Raw genomic sequence first — 19,315 nt, forward strand, 5'->3', positions numbered from 1 at the left:
CCCTCATGAACGACACCCCAATGGTCGCCCTCGTCACCGGCGCATCCTCAGGCATCGGCCGCGCCACTGCTGAGGTTCTGTCGCGTGCCGGCTACCGCGTCTACGGCACGACCCGCAGCGCCGCTCCCGCCGACGCGGGCGCCGTCAGGATGTTGACCTGCGACGTGACCGATCAGGCGTCCGTCGAGACATGTGTCGCTGAGGTCCTGAAGGATGGCGGGAGGATCGACCTCCTCGTCAACAATGCCGGCGTCGGGTTGGTCGGGGCGGCGGAGGAGGCGTCGATGGCGCAGGCCCAGCAGCTATTCGAAACCAATTTCTTCGGTCTGCTCCGCGTCACGAACGCGGTCCTGCCCACAATGCGCGTGCAGCGCTCGGGCCGGATCGTCAACGTCAGCTCGTTGCTCGGACTGATCCCAGCGCCCTTTTCTGCGCTCTACGCCGCGTCAAAACATGCCATCGAAGGGTATTCGGAATCCCTCGATCATGAAGTGCGGTCGCTTGGCATCCGCGTCGTCCTAATCGAGCCCGCTTATACGCGGACATCCTTCGAGGCCAGTATCGTTCCGGCGGCCGGGACGATCGCCGCCTATGGCCACATGCGCGCCCGGGTCGGCGCCGCAATGCGCAAGTCGAACGAGGCGGGGGACGACGTATCGGTCGTGGCCGATCGCATCGTAGAGGCCGCCGGAGCGCAACGGCCGCGCCGGCGTTACACTGCCGGGCGCCTGGCGGGACGCGTCGCTCTCCTACGCCGTTTCGTTCCGGCGGAGGCTTTCGATAAGAGCCTGCGCAAGCAGAGCGGGTTCTGAGGCATGATCAGCTCATTCGGCGGAGATCACAGATGACACGTTCGTTCTGGTCGCGCTTCGCCGCGGAATTGAAGGCTTGGTGTGAGGCGCTGGCAGCACTGGATGACGGCCCCGCTGGGATCGACGACGCCAGGCTACGCCTCGTCGAAGATGAATTGGCTGCGTTGAAGGAAAGTGTCGCTAGAATGCAGCTCGTACCGCTCCCACCGGATGGCGATCACGCCTGACGCGGCGCGGCACTGATCAAATACGGCGCACAAGAATTTTTCTGTCCAGTCGGCTGCCGTAAATTGGCTTTATCGATGCGAGGCCGCTTAACGGCGCCGGTTGCCGTCCACGCTGCATGCTCTGCAATGAGCCGATTTATCCATAAGTTCCAGTTGGGCGCAGCTAAGAGCGAACGGAGAACCCCCCCAGCATCTCCCTAGCGCCAATTGCTGCCATTGCGACTCTGCCAGGAAGCGGACATCCTAACCAAGATGCCAGGGCAACTATTGGCCTGCTGCCGGTTTCGTGGACGCTCAGTTAAGCTAACCCGACCTTCTTTTCGAACTCGACCGGGCTGATGTAGCCGATGGTCGAGTGCCTGCGAACGGCATTGTAGAAGCGCTCGATGTAATCGAACACATCGGCACGAGCCTCGTTAAGTGTCCGGTACACCCTGCCTCTGATCCGCTCGGTCTTCAGCGACGAGAAGAAGCTCTCCATCGCGGCGTTGTCCCAGACATTGCCAGAGCGGCTCATCGAGCAGGTGACGCCGTTGTCAGCCATGAGCTTCTGGAACTGCTCGCTGGCATACTGGCTGCCCTGGTCCGAATGGTGCAGTAGGGCATCTGGCTTTCCTCTGCGCCAGATCGCCATCATCAGCGCATCGGTCACGAGCTCGGCGGTCATATCGGGCTTCATCGACCAGCCCACCACACGGCGGGAGAAGAGGTCGATGACGGCGGCAACGTAAAGCCAACCCTCCGCGGTCCAGATATAGGTGAAGTCGGCGATCCAGCGCTGGTTCGGACGCTCGGCATGGAACTCCCGGCCGAGCCAATTCGGCGCGATGGCCGATCGCTGGCCACCGTCCTTGGGCAGGCTGCGCCGACGCGGCCTGGCACGCAAAGCTTGGGCACGCATCAGCCTCTCGATGCGATGCAGGCCGCAATCGATACCTACCGCCAGCACGTCCCGCCAGACACGCCTGGCACCATAGGTTCGATCCGAACCAAGGAAGCTTGCCCGGACCCTGTTGCCGATCTCCTCGTCGTCGCGTGCTCGACGGCTCGGTGATCGGTTGAGCCAGGCCTGGAAGCCTGAGCGCGACACATCCAGCGCTTCGCAAAGCCATGCCACCGGCCAGATCCCCCGGTGCTTCGCAATGAACGTGAACCTCATGTCACGTCCTTCGCGAAGTAGGCTGCGGCCTTTTTTAGGATATCGCGCTCCGCCTTGAGCTTGGCCACCTCGCGCCGCAGCTTCTCGATCTCAAGCTGCTCCGGCTTCATCTGGCCGTGGCCGGGAAAGGCTTGCGCTGGATCGGCAGAAAAGAGCTTCACCCATTTGCGCAACTGGTTCTCATGGACATCCAGGTCCCGAGACGCCTGCGCCACACTCACTCCGCGATCCTTGATCAGGCGGACCGCCTCGATCTTGAACTCACGCCCAAACTGTCGTCGCCGCATACGCCACCTCCGGTTTCATGAAACACCCAATCTCGGTGTCCACGAAACCGGCAGCAGGCCAAGCAGCCCGCTCTTCGTCATGACAGGAGACTAAAATGGCCAAAGGCGAACAGCGCGGCAATCGCGAAGCGAAGAAGCCCAAAAAGGAAAAGCCGAAGGTGATCGCCGCCGCGCCGTCGACCCTAGCGGCGGCGGCTATCAAGGCAACAGCGCCGAAGAAGAAATAATTCCCCTCAAGGATTATCGAGCGCGAGCCGTTATCACCCAGCCGCGGCGACCTCGTCTGTCCAGACCCTGAAGCCCTTCAACGTGTTGGGGCCGAAGGTCGTGGCGATGGCGACGTCGGCTGCGTCGCGGCCACGCGCGATCAACACGCGGCCGATGCGCGGCACGTTGTTGCGAGGGTCGAACATCTGCCAGCCGCCCTCGAGGTAAGCCTCGAAGGATGCGGCGAAATCGCCCGGTGGCCAAGGTGGTGGCGTGCCGACATCGCCCAGATAGCAGGTGCAATAGCGCGCCGGGATGTTCAGTGCCCGGCAGAAGGCGATCGCCAGGTGGGCATAGTCGCGGCACACGCCGCGACCTTCGCGATACGCCTCTGTGGCTGTGCGCGTCACGCTGGCATCATTATAGTCGAAGGCGATGCGCTGGTGCACGAAATCGCAGATCGCCTGCACGCGTGGTGCGCCGGGTGGCGTATGCCCAAAAAGCTGCCAGGCCAGATCGAGCAGGCGGTCGCTATCGCAGAAGCGGCTTGCCAAGAGGAAGACGATGGTCTCCTCCGGCAGGAGGTCGACTGAAACCTGCCCGGCGCTCAAGTTCGTGGTCTCGGGCAGACCGCTGTCGGAAATCAGGGCGTCGGCGGTGATGCGCATTGCGCCTGCCGGTGCGAGCAACCGGCTACACCAGTTGCCGAAACCGTCGCGGTAAGCGCTGATCGGTACCGATGGCTCAATTCGCATGTAGTCGGGCGTCTCTAGATCCGAGAACCGGCTGAAATGCACGTTCAGCATCAAGATCAACGGGGTAGGTTGTGGAAAGTCGTAGTCGAGCTCGTAGCCGATCCGGAGTTTCACGCGATGCCTTCTGCGCGGCGAGCCGCGTCGGTGATGATGAGTTCCCCCTCATGCCAGTGAGCACTATGCGCGCAATCGCAGACATGCGCCATCGACCCGATTAGACACGTCAAATCTGTAGCCGCGCAGCGCTGGCGCGCATTAGGGCGGCCATTGACCCGTGCATCTCGGTTCTGCGCTGTGACGGAAGATTGGACCGCGCCGGAACCGGACATTTCCCGATAGTATGGGGAACGAACGCTTCCGACCCAAGTTTTCTGTGGGCCGAACGGCGGGACTGGCACGGCGGGAGCCCGCCGTGCCACAGCTCATAGGTCTGTTTGCTCCGAAAGGAGAAGCGCATCGTCAACCTCGATGCCGAGGTAGCGCACGGTGCTTTCCAGCTTCGTGTGACCGAGAAGAAGCTGGCAGGCGCGCAGATTGCCGGTGCGCTTATAGATCAGCGCGACCTTCGTGCGCCGGAGACTGTGCGTTCCGTAGAGCGCTGGGTTCAATCCGATCAGGGCGACCCAGTAGTCCAGAAGGCGGCCGTATTGGCGCGTTGTGATGTGATCGCCAGGCCGGCTGCGGCTCGGGAAGAGCCAGTCGTCCTCACGCGAACCTCGCTTTCTAAGCCAGGCGGCAAGCGCTTCCCGGGCTGAGTCCGTCAGTTCGAATGGTACCGGCCGCCCGGTCTTCTGTTGAACGATCGCGGTTCGGAGGCGAACAGTGCCTCCGAGGACGACATCTCCGACCCGAAGGCGAACGAGATCGCAACCCCGCAGCTTGCTGTCGATTGCTAGATTGAACATGGCGAGATCGCGAGTTCGCCCTTCATGCTGAAGCCGCGTCCGCAACGCCCAGATGTGCTTTGGCTTCAGAGGTGGTTTCGGCCCGATGATGCGCCCGAGGTTCCAGGCCTGATGGGGTAGTTGGTTCTGCGCTTGGATATCCATGGCAGATCCCCTTCTTGGGATGCCGCATCCACCAAAATTCTATCAAAGACGGATGGCCCTCTCACGCCTCTTGGCCAAAACCGCGGCGAGGAGCGCGCCCTGCGCCAGTTGCGGACGTTGGGCGGCCTTCGAGAAACAGACATTGGCGCGCCCGGAAGGTCACCTGTCCTCTCTCGATATGAGCCAACTTCAGTTTTGCAATGACCACAGCCGGCAATGGACGTTTTCGATGACACGCCCCGCTGTCGATCAGCCTGTGTAGTCGCCATTGCTCAAGAAGCGACGTATTGCGATCTGCATGTCGACTGAGCGGGTGAATTCGCTCGCTGCCCCATGCGGAGTGCGTCACGCGGCTGTAAGAGCTATTGTCTCTATCCCTCTCCGGCGAGACATGCGCGCGCTTGCAGCGCCATCACACGCTCTTCGTTCGCCTTGATCACGATGACTTCGAATGCGCCGAGAAAGCGGAGGCGTTCGACGATCGCATCGCGCACCGGAGCTGCGTGCTCGCCGATGCCGCCAGTGAAGACGAGCGCGTCGATCCCACCGATGGCGGCGGCCATGAATGCAGCGAACTGCGCGACCTTGAGCGCGAAATAGTCGAGAGCGAAGCGGGCGCGCGGGTCGTCGCTTTTCAGCAGCGTCTCGACGTCGTTGGAAAGGCCCGACAACCCGAGCAGACCCGAGCGTTCATAGAGCGCGTCCGAGACCTCCTGCGCGTTCATCCCCAGGCTCTGGAACATGTAGAGCACCGCCCCGGCATCAAGCGCGCCGCAGCGCGTCCCCATTGGCAGGCCATCGAGGGTCGTCATTCCCATGGTCGTGTCGATGCTGCGCCCGCCCTGGATGGCGCACAGGCTCGCGCCATTACCGAGATGGGCCGCCACGACACGGCCCGCATGGAGATGCGGATGCTGCTCCGCCAGCACCATCTCCAGCCATTGATAGGACAGGCCGTGGAAGCCATAGCGGCGGATGCCCCTGTCGCGCAGATCCTGCCCGAGTGCGAAGTTATGGGTCAGCGCATCGTGCCGGGCGTGAAAGGCTGTGTCGAAACAGGCGATGTTCGGGACGTCGCCCATCAGGCGCCGGGCAGCGGTCACCGCGGCCAGGTTATGGGGCTGGTGCAGCGGCGCGAGCGGCGAAAGCGCCTCTAGCGCCGCAAAAACCTCGGGTGTGACCACGACAGCGTCGACAAAGCGTTCGCCGCCATGGACGATGCGATGAACCACCGCCTTCATCCGCCAAGCATCGTCGTGGCGGTCGACGAAGGCGAGGACGGCCGCGAGAGCGGTATCGTGATCGCAGGCCGGCGGCAGCGCGATGCGCTCCCGGGTGCCGTCCGCGAGGCTCGCGTCCATGGCAGGCTCGGGCTCGCCAAGGCGCACGGCCTTGCCGCGCGCCAGAACGTCGAGATCACCGACGCGAAAGACCTGGAACTTGAGGCTGGACGAGCCGGCATTGAGGACGAGGACGGTGTCGATCACTTGATCCGCCCCGTGCGGCGCGCTTCCGCCAGGAGAACGGCCAGCGCACAAGAGAGCAGGCGCGCGCGCAGATTATCGGCGCGGCTCGTCAGGATGATCGGCACGCGCGCACCGAGCACGATGCCCGCAGCGTCGGCACCGCTCAGGAAGGTGAGTTGCTTCGCCAGCATGTTGCCGGCCTCGATCTCGGGCACAAGGAGGATATCGGCATGGCCGGCTACGGCTGAGGCGATGCCCTTCTCCTTCGCTGCTGCGGCGCTGATCGCATTGTCGAAGGCAAGCGGCCCATCGACGATGGCTCCGGTGATCTGGCCGCGATCGGCCATCTTCGAGAGAGCAGCGGCGTCGAGCGTTGCCGCCATATGAGGATTAACGGTCTCGACGGCGGCGAGCACCGCGACCTTCGGCAACTCGTCGATGCCGTTCAGCGCGACATGCCAGAGATTGACGGCATTCTGGACGATATCGGCCTTCGTCATCAGGTTAGGCGCGATGTTGACCGCGGCGTCGGTGATGATGAAGGGCTTGGGATAGCTCTCGATATGCATCACGAAGGCGTGCGAGATGCGCCGCTCGGTCCGCAATCCGGAATCGGCCCGGACGACCGCGCCCAGAAGCTCGTCGGAATGGAGCGAGCCCTTCATCAACGCATCAAGCTCGCCGCCGGCGGCCAGCGAGACCGCCTTCGCCGCGGCTTCGTGGCTGTGCTCGGCATCGACGATCTCCCAGGGCGAGATGTCGATGCCGGCCTCCCGTGCGGCAGCGTGAATGCGGCCGGCCGGGCCGATCAGGACAGGCGCAATCAGCTGCTCGCTGACGGCATCGGCCACCGCCTCGATCACATTGGCCTTGACGGGATGTACCACCCCGGTCCGCACGGCCGGAAGAGCCTCGCAACGGCCGAGCGCGAGCCGGAAGTACTCGGAGGAGGTCAGCGTCGTCATGGCGCCTCTCTAGCTTTGCGCAACAAGCCAGCGGGCGATGCCGGGCCATGTCTCGCCCAGCGTCTTGCGACCCATGAACAGGCCGATATGGCCGCCGGGCACCAGCTTCTTCTCGATCTTTCTCTTCGGCGTGCCGACGAGGTCCTCCGCTGCGAAGACCTGCTCGCTGGTGGTGATGTCGTCCTCAGCGCCGGCCAGCAGATAGACCGGGCAGGTCACGTCCTTCAGGCTGAGGCGCCGACCGAGGCCGACGAACGCGCCCTTGGCGAAGCGGTTCTCCTTGAAGATCTGCTCGATGGCCTGAAGATAGTAGACGCCGGGCAGGTCGAGCGGGTTCTCGTACCAGGCGGCGAAGGTCTCGGTCCGGTCGAGATAGTTCCTGTCGGCGAGGTTCTGGTAGAGCCGGACGAACTTATCGACGTAGTGCTCCTCGGGATGCATGTTCTTCCAGCCGGCGAGCATGAAGCGCCCCGGCATCAGGCCGCGTCCAAGCTTGACCATGTCGCGATAGCTCTTCAGCGGCATGGTCTGCGCCATCTGCTTGATCGGGCCGTTGCCCGCGTCGGCATCGATCGGCGAGCCCGCCAGCACCAGCGACTTCACCTTGTGCGGGAAGCGCGCGGCCAGCATCGCACTCAGCCAGCCGCCCTGACAGAGCCCGACCAGGTGCACCTCGCCGCCGAGATCGTCGATCGCAGCGTTCAGTTCAGCCAGATAGGTGTCGATGCTGAAATACCGCATCTCCTGCGTCGCCGGCTTCCAGTCCGTAACGAGGACACGGTCGACGCCGTTCGCCAGCAGCACCTCGACGAGGCTCTGTCCCTTGTCGTAATCGGCAATGGTGGCCCCGTGGCCGGCATAGGGTGCGTCGACCAGGACGGGAATGCTGCCGGCCACTACCTTGCCGAATTCGCGCAGGCGCATGGTCGGCAGGTCGAGCCGCACCGTGTTGGGCGTGGCCCAGTCCGGCGGCGGCGGGCGGGTGATCTTCACGGCCTCGGATAGGAAATCGAGATTGCGCTCGGTCAGGCGCAGCGCGGCATCGACCGGCCAGAACCAGGGTAGGCTGAGCGCGGCGGAGCGGCTCTTCGGCTGGCTCGCTGCCTTCGTCGCGTTGCGGCTGGTCGCCATGGTCGAAACACTCGCTCATCGATTGGCCCCGAAGGGTAGACAGGCAACCTGATAGAGGCAAACGCGACAGCCTTGCGACAGGTCAAACCTCGCCAGCGATGCGCGGCGTCCGGGCGGCCACACCGGGGCGGCCCGGCTGCAACGGCCCGACCAATGTACGCAAGGCGTTGATGATGACGGCGATGTCGATGCCCTGTTGCAGGAAGGCGCCGGCGACAGGCGGGATGTAGCCGAAGGCGGCGAAGACCATCGCGATCCCGGACAGGCCGAGGCCGACGACGATGCTCTGCAGCGCGATCGCCCGCGTCCGCTGCGCGATCGAGACCGCTTCCGCAACGCGGTCGATCCGGTCGACGAGGATCACCACATCGGCGGCTTCGGAGGAGGCGGTCGCTCCTCTCGCGCCCATCGCCACGCCGACATTGGCAGCCGCCAGCGCCGGAGCGTCGTTGAGGCCGTCCCCGATCATAACGGTCGGCTGCCGCGCCTGTTCGGCCGCGACGGCGGCGACCTTGTCCGCCGGGCTGCAATCAGCCCGGACTTCGTTTATGGCGAGCTGGGCGGCGACCGCCTTCGCCGTGCCGGCATCGTCCCCTGTCACCATCAGGATGCGGCTCACCCCTGCCGCGTTTAGGCGCTGCAAGGTTGCGGCGGCGTCAGGGCGCACTGCGTCCGCCATGGCCAGGAAGGCGACCGGTTGGCCCTCGACCGCGATGAAGACAGCGAGCGCCGCCGCCATGTCTCCGCTCGTCCCGGCCGATGTCGCCCAGGGAGGAAGCGGCCCATAGCCCAGCACAAGGCGGCGCGATCCCGCGCGGACATGCCGCCCCTCCACGACGCCTTCCAGGCCGGAGCCGCGGTACTCCCGAACGGCAGTGGGTGCCGACAGGGGCAAGGCCTTCTGGCGCGCCAGCGCGACCAGGGTCTCGGCGAGAACATGGTGCGAGGCTTGCTCGAGCGAGGCGACGAGGCGCAGGATATCGCCCGCCTCGACGCCCGGTGCCGTGTCGAGCGCGATCAGCCGGGCGCCGCCCTCGGTCAGGGTGCCGGTCTTGTCGAAGATCGCCGTGCGGACCTGGCCCAGCGCCTCGATGGCCGAGCTGCCCTTCATCAGGATGCCGGAGCGCGCAGCACGCGAGACACCGCCGATGAAGGCAACTGGCGCGGCGAGGATCAATGGGCATGGCGTGGCGACGACGAGCACCGCGAGCGCGCGGATCGGATCGCCCGACAGCCACCATGCGAGGCCGGCGACGATCAGCGTCGCCGGTAGCAGTAGCAGCGCGAAGCGGTCAGCCATGCGGATGAAGGGAGCCTTGGCGGTCTGCGCCGCTTCCACCATCCGGATGATGCCGGCATAGGTGCTCTCATGCGCCGCGGCCGATGCACGGTAACGGAACGCTTCACCGGCATTGACCGTACCGCTGCGCAGCGCGGCGCCCCGCGTCTTCGTCTCCGGCAGAGGCTCGCCGGTGACGGCGGATTCGTCGAGCTGGGCCCGGACATCGAGCAGTTCGCCATCGACCGGCAGCAATTCGCCGGCGCGGACCAGCAGTTCGTCGCCGGCCGCCACGTCCCCGGCGGCGATGTCGACGAGGCCGCCGGCCTCCTGACGGTGAGCGATGCGCGGCGTCCGGTCCCGCAGCGAGCGGAGCTCGCGTTCAGCCTTGCCGCGCGCATAGTCCTCCAGCAGGTTGCCGCCGGAATACATCATCGCGACGACCACGCCGGCGAGCGGTTCTCCCATGGCGATCGACGCGAGCATCGCTACGAGCGCGATCGCATCGACGCCAAATCGGCCCGCCAGCATGTCCCGCAGCATCGAGACGGCGAGCGCCACCGCAACCGGGATGGTGGCTGCCGTCCAGATCTGATCCGGCGTCCAGAGTCCTCCGAAGCGGCTAGCGAAAAATCCGGCGATGGCGCCGGCTAGCGCGATGGCGAACAGGTTCAGATGGATGACCATCTCACGCATCGGTACCGCTCCGGCCTTGCCTCTCTCCAATCCCCTTCAAGCGAAGATCACTTTCCGGAAGCGGGCGAGCGCGAAGGCGAAATAGGCTGCGCCGATCGCGATGATCTTGGCGATCTCGGGCCAGACGACGTCAAGGCCTGCGCCGCGATAGAGCACGCCTTGCGAGAAGGCGACGAAATGCGGCGTCGGCGAGAAGATCCGCATGATCCATTGCAGCCAGATCGGCATACTTTCCATCGGGGTCGTTGCACCGGACAGGAGCTGCGTCACCACGAAGACCGGGATCGCGAGCAGGCCGAATTGCCCCATCGTGGTCGCCAGCGTGCCGAGCAGGATGCCGAGCGCGGCGACGGCAAAAGCATAGATCGCCGTCCCGAGCACGAAGAGCAGGAGCGAGCCGGTGATCGGCACACCGAGAGCCCACTCGACAACGAGCACGAGCGAGGCCACCGCAGCGACCAGGATGACCAGCGCGTTCGCCACCATCTTGGCGAGCATGATCTCGACCGGCGTGACCGGCATCACGAGCAGGTGCTCGACCGTACCCTGCTCGCGCTCCCGGATCAGGGCCGCACCGGTCAGGATGATTGTCAGCAGGGTGACATTGTTGAGCACCTGCATGACCGAGCTGAACCAGCCGGAATCGAGATTGGGGTTGAAGCGCGCCCGCACCACAAGATTGATCGGCAGCGCCGTCGCTGTCTCGCGCCCGGCCTGCCTGTTCGCGATCTCCTGCGCGATGATCTGCTGGATATAGACCGCGCCATTGCCGGCCTGGGTCATCGCGGTGGCGTCGATATTGAGCTGCAGCGCCGTCTGCCGCCTGGCCAACAGGTCCGCCTGGAACTTGGGCGGGATCTCGAGCACAAAGACGAGCCGGCCGGAGTTCATCTCGGCGTCGATCTCCGAGGCGGCGATGCGCTTTGAGACCTTGAACAGCGGCGGGTTGAAAGCACCGAGCAGCGAGCGCGAGAACTCCGACTGGTCCTCGTCGACGATCCCGATGGTGAGGTCGCGCGCCTCCAGCTTCACGCCGGTCGCAACCGTGTAGACGGCGATGCTGAAGGTATAGGCCACCAGCACCAGCATGATCGGATCGGCACGCAGGCTGCGCAGCTCCTTCACGACGAGGCGCAGGATATTCTGGAGATGGATGACGAGCGCGGCCATCTCACACCTCCTGCTTGCGTAGCGCCAGCTGCGCGACGACGAGGAAGAGCAGGAAGAAGAAGCCCAGCATCACCAGATTGGGCCAGAGCTCGGCCGCCCCCAGCCCCTTGGTGAAGACGCCAACACTGACCGGCTGGTACCAGGCCGGCGGCAAGCTCATGCCGATGATCCGGCCGCCGCCAGAGAGCGAGGCAACCGGCACCATCAGGCCGGAGAAATTGACTGCGGGAATGATCGACAGGATCGCGGTCGCGAAGACGGCCGAGACCTGCGTGCGGGTGAAGCTAGAGATAAGCTGGCCGAAGCCGGTCGTGGCGGAGACATAGAGCAGGGTCGCCAGCACCAGCACCCAGGTCGGCCCCTTGATCGGCACCGCAAAGACGGTGAGCGAGATCAGTGCCAGCATGAAGAAGCTCGCCATCGCCACAGCGATATAGGGCAATTGCTTGCCGAACAGGAACTCAAAGCGGCTGATCGGCGTCGAGCGGAAATTGGCGATCGAGCCGGTCTCCTTCTCACGGACGACGCCGATCGCCGACATGATGGCCGGGATGAGGATCAGCATCAGCATGATCACGCTCGGCACCATCGCATTGGCGCTCTTGAAGTCTTGATTGTAGCGGAAGCGGGTCTCGATCGTGACGGGCGACGGCGCATGGCTCGACGCGGCCTGCGCTGCCGCGAAACCTTGCGCATATTGCGTCGCCAGGCCCGTGACATAGCCGCGGGTGGTCTCGGCCCGGAACGGCATGGCGCCATCGAGCCAGACCGAGAGCTCTGGCGCTCGCGCCGCCATAAGGTCGCGGCCGAAGGAGGGCGGGATCTCGATCGCAAGCTGAATCTCGCCGCTTCGCAGGTGCTGGTCGAGTTCGGCAGCGGAGCGGATCGGCGCCTGCTCGTCGAAATAGCGCGAGCTGGAGAAGGCCTCGACCAATTGCCGGCTCTCCATCGAGTTATCCTGGTCGAAGGCCGCGAATTTCAGGTTCTCGACATCGAAGGAAATGCCGAAGCCGAAGGCCAGCATCAGCAGGAGCGGCCCGAGGAAGGAGAAGCTCAAGCGGATCGGGTCACGCAGCAGCTCCATGGTTTCGCGGCGGGTGCAGGCCCAGAGCCGGCGCGGATCGAAGCGGCGGGCCGGGGGCGCCGGCCGGGTTTCGCCGGCAGGCGCCGCAGCCGCCTCCGCTGGCGTATCCTCAATGCCGGCGGCTTCCTTGAGATAGGCGATGAAGGCCTCTTCGAGCGTATCGACCCCGCGTTTCTGCACCAGCTCCGGCGGGGTGCCGACCGCTAGCACCTTGCCTGCATGCATGAAGGAGATGCGATCGCAGCGCTCCGCCTCGTTCATGAAATGCGTCGACAGGAAGATCGTCACGCCGTCGTCGCGCGAGAGGTCGATCAGCGTGCGCCAGAAGGCGTCGCGCGCGATCGGGTCGACGCCCGATGTCGGCTCGTCGAGGATCAGCATGGCCGGCTTGTGCAGGACGGCGACGGCGAGCTGCAGGCGCTGGCGGATGCCGAGTGGCAGACTCTCTGGCCGCTCGTCGGCGACATCAGCCAGATCGAAACGGGTCAGCAGCTCCGAGATCCGGCCGGGAACCTCGGCCGGTGGCAAATGATAGAGCTCGGCATGGAGCACGAGATTCTGGCGGACCGTCAGCTCGCTGTAGAGCGAAAACGCCTGCGACATGTAGCCGACATTGCGGCGCGTTTCCATGTCGTCGGCCGCGAGCGGCTGGCCGAAAAGCCTGGCCGTGCCTTCGGTCGCGGGCAGCAGGCCGGTCAGCATCTTCATCGTCGTCGACTTGCCGCAGCCATTCGAGCCGAGGAAGCCGAAGATCTCGCCGCGGCCGATGCGGAAGCTGACATGGTCGACCGCAACGAAATCGCCGAAGCGGCGGGTCAGGCCCTCCGCCTCGATCGCAGGTGTCGCATCGTTGCTCACGACCCGCGGCCGCAGCGCGACCTCCCGATGCTGCGCGCGCTTGACTTCCGGCAATAGCGCGACGAAGGCGCCTTCCAGCGTCGTTTGCCCGGCCTTTTCGCGGAGTTCGGCAGGCGTGCCGGTGGCGATCGCCTTGCCGTCATCCATCGCCACGAGCCAGTCGAAGCGCTCGGCCTCCTCCATATAGGCGGTGGCGACGATGACGCTCATGCCCGGGCGGCGGGTGCGGATCGTGTCGATCAGGTCCCAGAACTGGCCGCGCGACAGCGGATCGACGCCCGTCGTCGGCTCGTCGAGGACTAGCAGATCGGGATCATGGATCAGGGCGCAGCAGAGCGAGAGCTTCTGCTTCATGCCGCCGGACAGCTTCGCGGCGGGCCTAGCCTCGAAGGGATCAAGCCCCGTCGCCTTGAGCAATTCGTCGATGCGGCTGCGGCGCTCGGCCGCGTCCTGCCCGAAGAGCCGGGCATGGAAGTCGATATTCTCGAAGACCGAGAGCGTCGGATAGAGATTGCGGCCGAGTCCCTGCGGCATATAGGCGATGCGCCCGCGCCGGGCCTCGCGCTCAGCCTTGATACCGAGATCACCGCCAAGCGCACGGACGTTGCCCTGCTGGATGGCCCGCACCCCGGCGACCAGTGCAAGCAAGGTCGATTTGCCGACGCCGTCCGGCCCGATCACGCCGATCATCCGGCCGGCGGGAATATCGAGGGTCAACGCGTCGAGGGCGATCACCTTGCCGTAGCGATGCGTGACCCCCGCGAGGCTGGCGGCGGGGCCGGCCTCCGTCATGGCAGCTTCACGGCGAGAGAGTCAGGCCATTTCGCGCTGGGGGACGTGCGGACGAAACCGAGGCCGCGCACGCCCGTCTTCACCTGCCGATGGTATTTCGCGAGCAGGTTGCGATCGACCTGTAGCTTGGCGCGGAAGACCAGCTTCTCGCGCTCCTCGGCGGTCTCGACGGCCTTGGGCGTGAACTGTGCATCGGCTGCGACGAAGCTCACCGTCGCCGGGATGACATATTGCGGCACGGGGTCGAGGATGATGCGCGCTTCGTCGCCCAGCGCGAGCTGCCCCGCCTGCGCGGCCGGCAGATAGATCGTCATGTAGACATCCGAGAGGTCTAGGATGGTGACGACGCGGGTGCCCGCCGCGACGACCTCTCCGCTCCGGGCAAGCTGGTACTGGACGCGCCCGCTGCGCGGCGCGAGCAGCACGAGATCGACCAAGATCGCCTTGATCTGCTCGGCATCGGCCTCGGAGGCGTGGATCGCGAACTGGGCCTGATCGCGCTGCGCCTGGGCGGCTCGCAGCGCCGCGTCGGCCGCGTCGGCCTTGGCCGAGCGCTGGTCGTCGACCTGCTTGCTGAGATATCCCTTTGCGACAAGTTCCTTGCCCCGCTCGGCATCGGTGCGGGCGAGGATCTGGTCGCTCTTGCGCTGGGCGATGAGCGCCTCGGCCTCCGCGAGGGCCTGCCGAGCGCGCAGCACCTGCGCCTGTGCGGACCGCAATTGCGCTTCGTATTCGGGCGACGCGATGCGGGCGATGACCTGCCCGGCAGTGACCTCGTCACCTTCCTTCACAGTGACTTCCGCCAGACGACCGGCATATTTCGAGGAAACGTCGACCTGCGTCGCCTCGATCCGACCGTTGGTCTTGACGATCCCGTCCGGCATCGTGTCGCCTCGCAATCTCTCGATCAATGCCTTGATGCGGGACTGCGCCTGCACACCAGGCGCCGGCAAAACGAGCGCAGCGAGAAGGATTGCTGCAACGGCTCGAAAGCGACGCATCTTGCATCTCCGAAGAAAGTAGGCGGGGCAGGTATAGGCCATCGCCTTAACATGCGGGAAGCAGCGGACCTCGCCAAGCAGCCACTTGGCGTCAGTAAATTTACCCGGCGATGTCGAGTGCTAGACGACGGATCACATCACCTGAAACCGGACGATGCCAAAGTCCGCTAAGGGCCAGAAGCGGCGCAGGGTTTCTACCTCGACCAATGTCGCCTAAATGCTTCCGATGCAGGCGATGCTGATAGCCGGCTCAGAAGAGAGTGCCTTGCACCGGCAGCGAAGCAGACGGGGCGGCTGCCTCCAGTTCGATCGGAGCGGCCGTCGCCGGATCGTCGTCTCCAGCCCCCGATTTGTTCATACGGCGATCGACGACCCATTCCTGAAGCTCCGGCGACGAGCGCACCAGCACGTCCTTACCGGCCGAGCCATCTAACCAGGCTTCGAAGTCGTCGGGATGCAACATTGCCGGCATGCGGGTATGGATCTTCAGCATCCAATCGTTCGCGTCCCGGGTGATGATGCTCGCGCTGATGATCTCCTCGCCGTTCTCGTCGCGCCACCGCTCCCAGATGCCAGCGAACGCGAGAATGGCGCCGTCCCTGGGACTGATGAAATGGGGCGTCTTGTTTTTCTCCTCGCCCGTCCACTCGTAGAAGCCGCTCGCCGGGATAATGCAGCGGTTCTTCACATAGGCGCGCTTGAAAAGGCTGTTGGTGTCGATGCCCTCAACGCGGGAATTGATATGCGGCTTGATCTGCTTTGCCGTTCCCTTGTGCCAAGGGGGGATCAGACCCCAGCGTGCCTTCCATAGTTCCCGACCGACATTGGTCTTGACCAGGATATCAATCGTCGTCGTAGCGGCGATATTATACCTGGCCTGCAGATTGCGGGCTGGCGATTCCGGCTCGGTGAGAGGCTGGCTGAAGGCGTAGATCTCGCCCCACGTGTAGGCTTGGCTAAACCGTCCGCACATGCGCTCCGCTCCTATTGGATCGGTGAGACCTGAGCTTGCGCCTCGTTGGCCTTGGCCATCATGGCCTCGAGCTTCGCGAATATCTCCGGTGAGAACATCAGGTTCATCACCTGACCGCTGGCCATCTCGAAGCTGATCATCGTCTCGCCTTGCGGATCGGTCGTCAGCGCGATCCGCTTCACATCCGCAACATCGAGATCGATTTCGGGCAACTCGGGCGGCTCAGCCATCACTCCTGATCCCTAACCGGGAGCCAAAGCTCACCGGGTTTGGCTCTCGCTATGGCGGTGTCATCGCTGATGTGTTGGTTCTGCATCCTGGCCTCTATCAAGGCCGTATCAAGGAAGTAGGCCAGCGTGCCAAACCCTCTGGCGGCCGCTTCGTTCTTCAACACCTCGATCCGATCCACCAAATCATCAGCCCGCCGCAATGGGACGCGCGGCACCCCTGATCCGAGCCTGACCACATCCGTCATGACGCTGGCCCTCCCTAGTCAGGGTAGTCGCCCGCAAGCCGATCATACAAGTCGACTTCCGCGGCATCAGCGGCCAGAGCCGTTTCAAGTTCATCAGCAGGCGCGATGACGCCGCCGAAATGAGCGTGGAAGGCACGCGCAAACCGCGCTTCTTCGAAAGCCACCCGGATCAGGTCCTCCGTCACTGTGCCGAGTACGCGGAAGCCGATTTGCCAATCGGTGCACCATGCTTCGATCCGGCGAAGACGTTCGGCCGCGGACGCCCTATCCAGCTTGATCTCGACCTGGTGCAGCCAATGCGCGGTCATCGCCACATGCCCCGCATCTTTGCCCTGACATCCACCTTGGGGCCACCAGATGGTGCTCGCGAGGCTTCCGCGGCGGCGATGGGCCAGGCCGTCCGTTCGAACTGGCCGAGCAGCGCATTCGGGATGAAACGGGTGCGGTTGGCATAGACGTGACGATCGCCCGTCGCCGATTGGCCGTGCGTGAAGAAGCGCTGTGGCACGACGAGGTGCAGATCGTCCTTCGCCCGCGTCATCGCGACATAGAGCAGACGCCGCTCTTCCTCGATCTCATCACGCGCACCGGCGCCAAGGTCGATAGGGATGCAGCCGTCGACTGTGTTCATGACGAAGACCGATTTCCATTCCTGCCCTTTGGCCGAATGGATCGTCGACAGGATGAGATAGTCCTCGTCGAGATGCGGAACGCCGGCCTGATCGCTTGTCGCGTCCGGCGGGTCGAGCGTCAGTTCAGTCAGGAAGCGCTCGCGCGACGGGTAACCGCCCGCAATCTGTTCGAGCTGCACGAGATCGGCTTGCCTGGTGCTGGCGTCCTCATGGATCCGCTCCAAGTGGGGCTCGTACCAGCGGCGAGCAAGTTCAATCTCTGCCGGCCAACCCGCCGTGCCGGCGCGCAGCTCACCGACCGCAGCGACGAACGACGACCAGTCGTCGCCAGCCCGCGGCGGAGCCGGAGCGTTCTCCAGTGCCTCGAGGGGCGCCGAGGCCTGGGCAACATGTTCCAGGACGCGCTGCGCCGAGGTCGGGCCGACGCCGGGCAAGAGCTGCAGCACCCGGAAGCCGGATACCTTGTCGCGCGGGTTCTCCACGAAGCGCAGCAGCGCCAGCAGGTCCTTGATATGGGCGCTGTCGAGGAACTTGAGGCCGCCGAATTTCAAGAACGGGATATTCCGTCGCGTGAGCTCGATTTCCAGCGGGCCGCTGTGGTGGGAGGCGCGGAACAGGACCGCCTGCTGCTTCAAGGTTGAGCCACCCTCGCGGCTCTCCAGCACCTTCTCCGCGATGAAACGCGCCTGGTCCGCTTCGTCTCGAACATGGACGAGTTGCGGTGGCGATCCGGTCGCGCGGTCGGTCCAGAGGTTCTTGGTGAAGCGCTCGGCCGCAAGGTCGATGACGGCATTCGCAGCCGACAGGATGGCGCTGGTCGAGCGGTAGTTCTGATCGAGCGTGATGACCTCGGCTGGCGGCACGAAGGCTGCTGGGAAATCGAGGATGTTGCGGACTGTCGCGGCGCGGAACGAATAGATCGATTGGGCATCGTCGCCGACCACCGTAAGCCCGCGGCCGTCGGGCTTGAGCGCCAGCAGGATCGAGGACTGGAGCCGGTTGGTATCCTGATACTCGTCGACCATGACATGGTCGAAGCGACCGCCGATGTCCGCCGCGATGTCGGGATCGGTCACGGCCTGGGCCCAGTAGAGTAGCAGGTCGTCGTAATCCAGGACGTTCTGGCTCTGCTTGGCTTCGACATAGGCCGCGAACAGCTCTTTCAGCTCAGCCGCCCAGGTGGCGCACCAAGGGTAGGACAGGCGCAGAACGTCTTCGATCGGCAGCTCGGCATTCACGCAGCGCGAATAGATCGCCAGGCAGGTGCCCTTCGTCGGAAACCGCGACTCCGTCTTGGAGAAGCCGAGCTCGTGTCGAACCAGGTTCATCTGGTCAGCCGAATCCTCCCGATCATGGATCGTGAAAGCCGGGTCGAGTCCGAGCTGCTCGGCATAGTCGCGCAGCAAGCGCGCGCCGATGCCATGGAAGGTGCCTGCCCAGGTCAGCGCGTCGGCGAGTACGCCGGCACCATCGCCGAGCACCTTCCGGGCGATCCGCTCGACGCGCTTTGCCATTTCGGAAGCCGCGCGCCGCGAGAAGGTCATCAGCAGGATCCGCCGCGGGTCGGCGCCGCTCACCATGAGATGGGCGACGCGATGTGCAAGCGTATTGGTCTTGCCCGAGCCGGCCCCCGCGATGACGAGCAGCGGCGAGGAAGCCACCGCGCCGACACCATGGATCACCGCGCGTCGCTGCGCCGGGTTGAGCGCGTCGAGATAGCTGATCGGCGCGACGGCGTTCATGACTTCAATTCCCGAACCGGCCGCGCTCCTTCCGAGAACCGACCGCGAAGGAAGCCCAGTGAGGCTGCCCGATCGGCATCTCGCAAGAGCTCATCACGGTTGTGAAGTAAGGCCCTGATGGCAGCCCGGGCATCGCCCTCGAACTCCGCCAGAACAGAGTCGATTTGTTGCTCCATAGGCTTTGGAGCAGGCGCCTGTTTCAGCACGACCGGGGGCATGGATGCGTCCTCAAGAATGAGAACATTATGAGAACAATCACCTGCGAGGAGTCAAGATACCAGGCAAAATTCACACCCGGGCACCCTGCACGAATGGGCGCCGGCTAGGTGCGATATCGATCGAATGCCGTAAGCCGCTGGATCAGTGGCTCCGCGTCCTCCCAGCCGTAAATCTCGGTGCGGAGATAGCGGAGCTCTTCCTCTTCGAGCTCGCCATCGATCTCGATCCACCAGGCTCTCGGCCTGCCATCGCTTCCATCCGACCAGCGATAGCCCCTGCCCTTGAGGTGATCCTTCATGTCGAACGCCGCGTTCTCCGCATAGATGCGGACGCGGC

The 19,315-nt window shown here is 64.6% G+C and carries 18 protein-coding genes and 1 pseudogene; 3 read left to right on the forward strand and 16 right to left on the reverse strand.

All coding sequences use genetic code 11. The annotated features are described in order from the left end of the window. Positions 1-5 precede the first annotated feature (5 nt). Positions 6-812 carry an oxidoreductase gene (locus tag FHT98_RS25040; RefSeq protein WP_142115639.1) on the forward strand — a complete coding sequence of 269 codons (807 nt, stop codon included), beginning with the start codon at positions 6-8 and terminating at the stop codon, positions 810-812. 32 nt (positions 813-844) lie between these two features. After that, complete coding sequence (locus FHT98_RS25045; RefSeq protein WP_113584351.1) at positions 845-1,039, forward strand: hypothetical protein; 195 nt, start codon at positions 845-847, stop codon at positions 1,037-1,039. A 298-nt stretch (positions 1,040-1,337) separates the two neighbouring features. On the opposite strand, the gene FHT98_RS25050 is transcribed toward FHT98_RS25045, so the two are convergent. Further along, a protein-coding gene (locus tag FHT98_RS25050; RefSeq protein ID WP_113587907.1) for an IS3 family transposase occupies positions 1,338-2,485 on the reverse strand; the annotation gives its coding sequence in 2 pieces (ribosomal slippage) (positions 1,338-2,236 and positions 2,236-2,485; 1,149 coding nt in all). A gap of 95 nt (positions 2,486-2,580) precedes the next feature. Here FHT98_RS25050 and FHT98_RS26695 point away from each other — a divergent pair. Then, complete coding sequence (locus FHT98_RS26695; RefSeq protein WP_280140841.1) at positions 2,581-2,712, forward strand: hypothetical protein; 132 nt, start codon at positions 2,581-2,583, stop codon at positions 2,710-2,712. A gap of 33 nt (positions 2,713-2,745) precedes the next feature. On the opposite strand, the gene FHT98_RS25055 is transcribed toward FHT98_RS26695, so the two are convergent. The 15 genes and pseudogenes from FHT98_RS25055 to FHT98_RS25130 all read right to left on the reverse strand — a co-directional run. Continuing rightward, positions 2,746-3,561 carry a transglutaminase-like domain-containing protein gene (locus FHT98_RS25055; RefSeq protein ID WP_091862342.1) on the reverse strand — a complete coding sequence of 272 codons (816 nt, stop codon included), beginning with the start codon at positions 3,559-3,561 and terminating at the stop codon, positions 2,746-2,748. A gap of 308 nt (positions 3,562-3,869) precedes the next feature. Further along, positions 3,870-4,496: a tyrosine-type recombinase/integrase gene (locus FHT98_RS25060; protein ID WP_091862347.1), complete on the reverse strand. Its 627-nt coding sequence runs from the start codon at positions 4,494-4,496 to the stop codon at positions 3,870-3,872. Between the two features lie 371 nt (positions 4,497-4,867). Further along, positions 4,868-5,983, reverse strand: coding sequence for an acetate/propionate family kinase (locus FHT98_RS25065; RefSeq protein WP_091862349.1), 1,116 nt, complete (start codon positions 5,981-5,983; stop codon positions 4,868-4,870). Continuing rightward, complete coding sequence (locus FHT98_RS25070) at positions 5,980-6,927, reverse strand: bifunctional enoyl-CoA hydratase/phosphate acetyltransferase (protein WP_142115640.1); 948 nt, start codon at positions 6,925-6,927, stop codon at positions 5,980-5,982. The genes FHT98_RS25065 and FHT98_RS25070 overlap by 4 nt, the downstream gene beginning before the upstream one ends. Before the next feature lie 9 nt (positions 6,928-6,936). Further along, positions 6,937-8,058, reverse strand: coding sequence for an alpha/beta fold hydrolase (locus tag FHT98_RS25075; protein ID WP_091862357.1), 1,122 nt, complete (start codon positions 8,056-8,058; stop codon positions 6,937-6,939). Between the two features lie 82 nt (positions 8,059-8,140). After that, complete coding sequence (locus FHT98_RS25080; protein ID WP_142115641.1) at positions 8,141-10,033, reverse strand: heavy metal translocating P-type ATPase; 1,893 nt, start codon at positions 10,031-10,033, stop codon at positions 8,141-8,143. Positions 10,034-10,069: 36 nt separating this feature from the next. Continuing rightward, positions 10,070-11,203: an ABC transporter permease gene (locus tag FHT98_RS25085; protein WP_091862365.1), complete on the reverse strand. Its 1,134-nt coding sequence runs from the start codon at positions 11,201-11,203 to the stop codon at positions 10,070-10,072. Between the two features lies 1 nt (position 11,204). After that, entirely contained in the window at positions 11,205-13,937 is a 2,733-nt protein-coding gene (gene rbbA, locus FHT98_RS25090) for a ribosome-associated ATPase/putative transporter RbbA (RefSeq protein WP_113587615.1), read from the reverse strand. After that, positions 13,934-14,938, reverse strand: a complete 1,005-nt coding sequence (locus FHT98_RS25095; RefSeq protein ID WP_113587616.1) for an HlyD family secretion protein — start codon at positions 14,936-14,938, stop codon at positions 13,934-13,936. The genes rbbA and FHT98_RS25095 overlap by 4 nt, the downstream gene beginning before the upstream one ends. A 250-nt stretch (positions 14,939-15,188) precedes the next feature. Then, entirely contained in the window at positions 15,189-15,911 is a 723-nt protein-coding gene (locus FHT98_RS25100) for an SOS response-associated peptidase (protein WP_091862374.1), read from the reverse strand. An 11-nt stretch (positions 15,912-15,922) separates the two neighbouring features. Next, positions 15,923-16,141, reverse strand: a complete 219-nt coding sequence (locus FHT98_RS25105; protein ID WP_091862378.1) for a hypothetical protein — start codon at positions 16,139-16,141, stop codon at positions 15,923-15,925. Next, the gene (locus FHT98_RS25110; protein ID WP_091862381.1) at positions 16,141-16,386 is read right to left on the reverse strand and encodes a hypothetical protein; all 246 of its coding nucleotides are present in this window, start codon (positions 16,384-16,386) and stop codon (positions 16,141-16,143) included. Before FHT98_RS25110 ends, FHT98_RS25105 begins: the two co-directional genes overlap by 1 nt. A 14-nt stretch (positions 16,387-16,400) precedes the next feature. After that, positions 16,401-16,700, reverse strand: a complete 300-nt coding sequence (locus FHT98_RS25115) for a hypothetical protein (RefSeq protein WP_139163630.1) — start codon at positions 16,698-16,700, stop codon at positions 16,401-16,403. After that, on the reverse strand, positions 16,691-18,760 hold the full coding sequence (locus FHT98_RS25120; protein ID WP_142115642.1) for an ATP-dependent helicase: 2,070 nt from the start codon (positions 18,758-18,760) through the stop codon (positions 16,691-16,693). Before FHT98_RS25120 ends, FHT98_RS25115 begins: the two co-directional genes overlap by 10 nt. Before the next feature lie 322 nt (positions 18,761-19,082). Next, positions 19,083-19,315 (reverse strand): annotated as a pseudogene (locus tag FHT98_RS25130) (3'-5' exonuclease); the annotation flags it as partial.

The organism is Allobosea sp. AK1 (genome assembly GCF_006714945.1).
GTDB lineage: Bacteria > Pseudomonadota > Alphaproteobacteria > Rhizobiales > Beijerinckiaceae > Allobosea > Allobosea robiniae.

What these genes read in the sequence shown, in the direction of transcription:
- FHT98_RS25100 (WP_091862374.1), bottom strand. Translation starts at nt 15,911, where the DNA reads ATGTGCGGACGGTTTAGCCAAGCCTACACGTGGGGCGAGATCTACGCC.
- FHT98_RS25095 (WP_113587616.1), bottom strand. Translation starts at nt 14,938, where the DNA reads ATGCGTCGCTTTCGAGCCGTTGCAGCAATCCTTCTCGCTGCGCTCGTT.
- FHT98_RS25070 (WP_142115640.1), bottom strand. Translation starts at nt 6,927, where the DNA reads ATGACGACGCTGACCTCCTCCGAGTACTTCCGGCTCGCGCTCGGCCGT.
- FHT98_RS26695 (WP_280140841.1), top strand. Translation starts at nt 2,581, where the DNA reads ATGGCCAAAGGCGAACAGCGCGGCAATCGCGAAGCGAAGAAGCCCAAA.
- FHT98_RS25085 (WP_091862365.1), bottom strand. Translation starts at nt 11,203, where the DNA reads ATGGCCGCGCTCGTCATCCATCTCCAGAATATCCTGCGCCTCGTCGTG.
- FHT98_RS25105 (WP_091862378.1), bottom strand. Translation starts at nt 16,141, where the DNA reads ATGGCTGAGCCGCCCGAGTTGCCCGAAATCGATCTCGATGTTGCGGAT.
- FHT98_RS25110 (WP_091862381.1), bottom strand. Translation starts at nt 16,386, where the DNA reads ATGACGGATGTGGTCAGGCTCGGATCAGGGGTGCCGCGCGTCCCATTG.
- rbbA (WP_113587615.1), bottom strand. Translation starts at nt 13,937, where the DNA reads ATGACGGAGGCCGGCCCCGCCGCCAGCCTCGCGGGGGTCACGCATCGC.
- FHT98_RS25060 (WP_091862347.1), bottom strand. Translation starts at nt 4,496, where the DNA reads ATGGATATCCAAGCGCAGAACCAACTACCCCATCAGGCCTGGAACCTC.
- FHT98_RS25120 (WP_142115642.1), bottom strand. Translation starts at nt 18,760, where the DNA reads ATGAACGCCGTCGCGCCGATCAGCTATCTCGACGCGCTCAACCCGGCG.
- FHT98_RS25045 (WP_113584351.1), top strand. Translation starts at nt 845, where the DNA reads ATGACACGTTCGTTCTGGTCGCGCTTCGCCGCGGAATTGAAGGCTTGG.
- FHT98_RS25075 (WP_091862357.1), bottom strand. Translation starts at nt 8,058, where the DNA reads ATGGCGACCAGCCGCAACGCGACGAAGGCAGCGAGCCAGCCGAAGAGC.
- FHT98_RS25080 (WP_142115641.1), bottom strand. Translation starts at nt 10,033, where the DNA reads ATGCGTGAGATGGTCATCCATCTGAACCTGTTCGCCATCGCGCTAGCC.
- FHT98_RS25040 (WP_142115639.1), top strand. Translation starts at nt 6, where the DNA reads ATGAACGACACCCCAATGGTCGCCCTCGTCACCGGCGCATCCTCAGGC.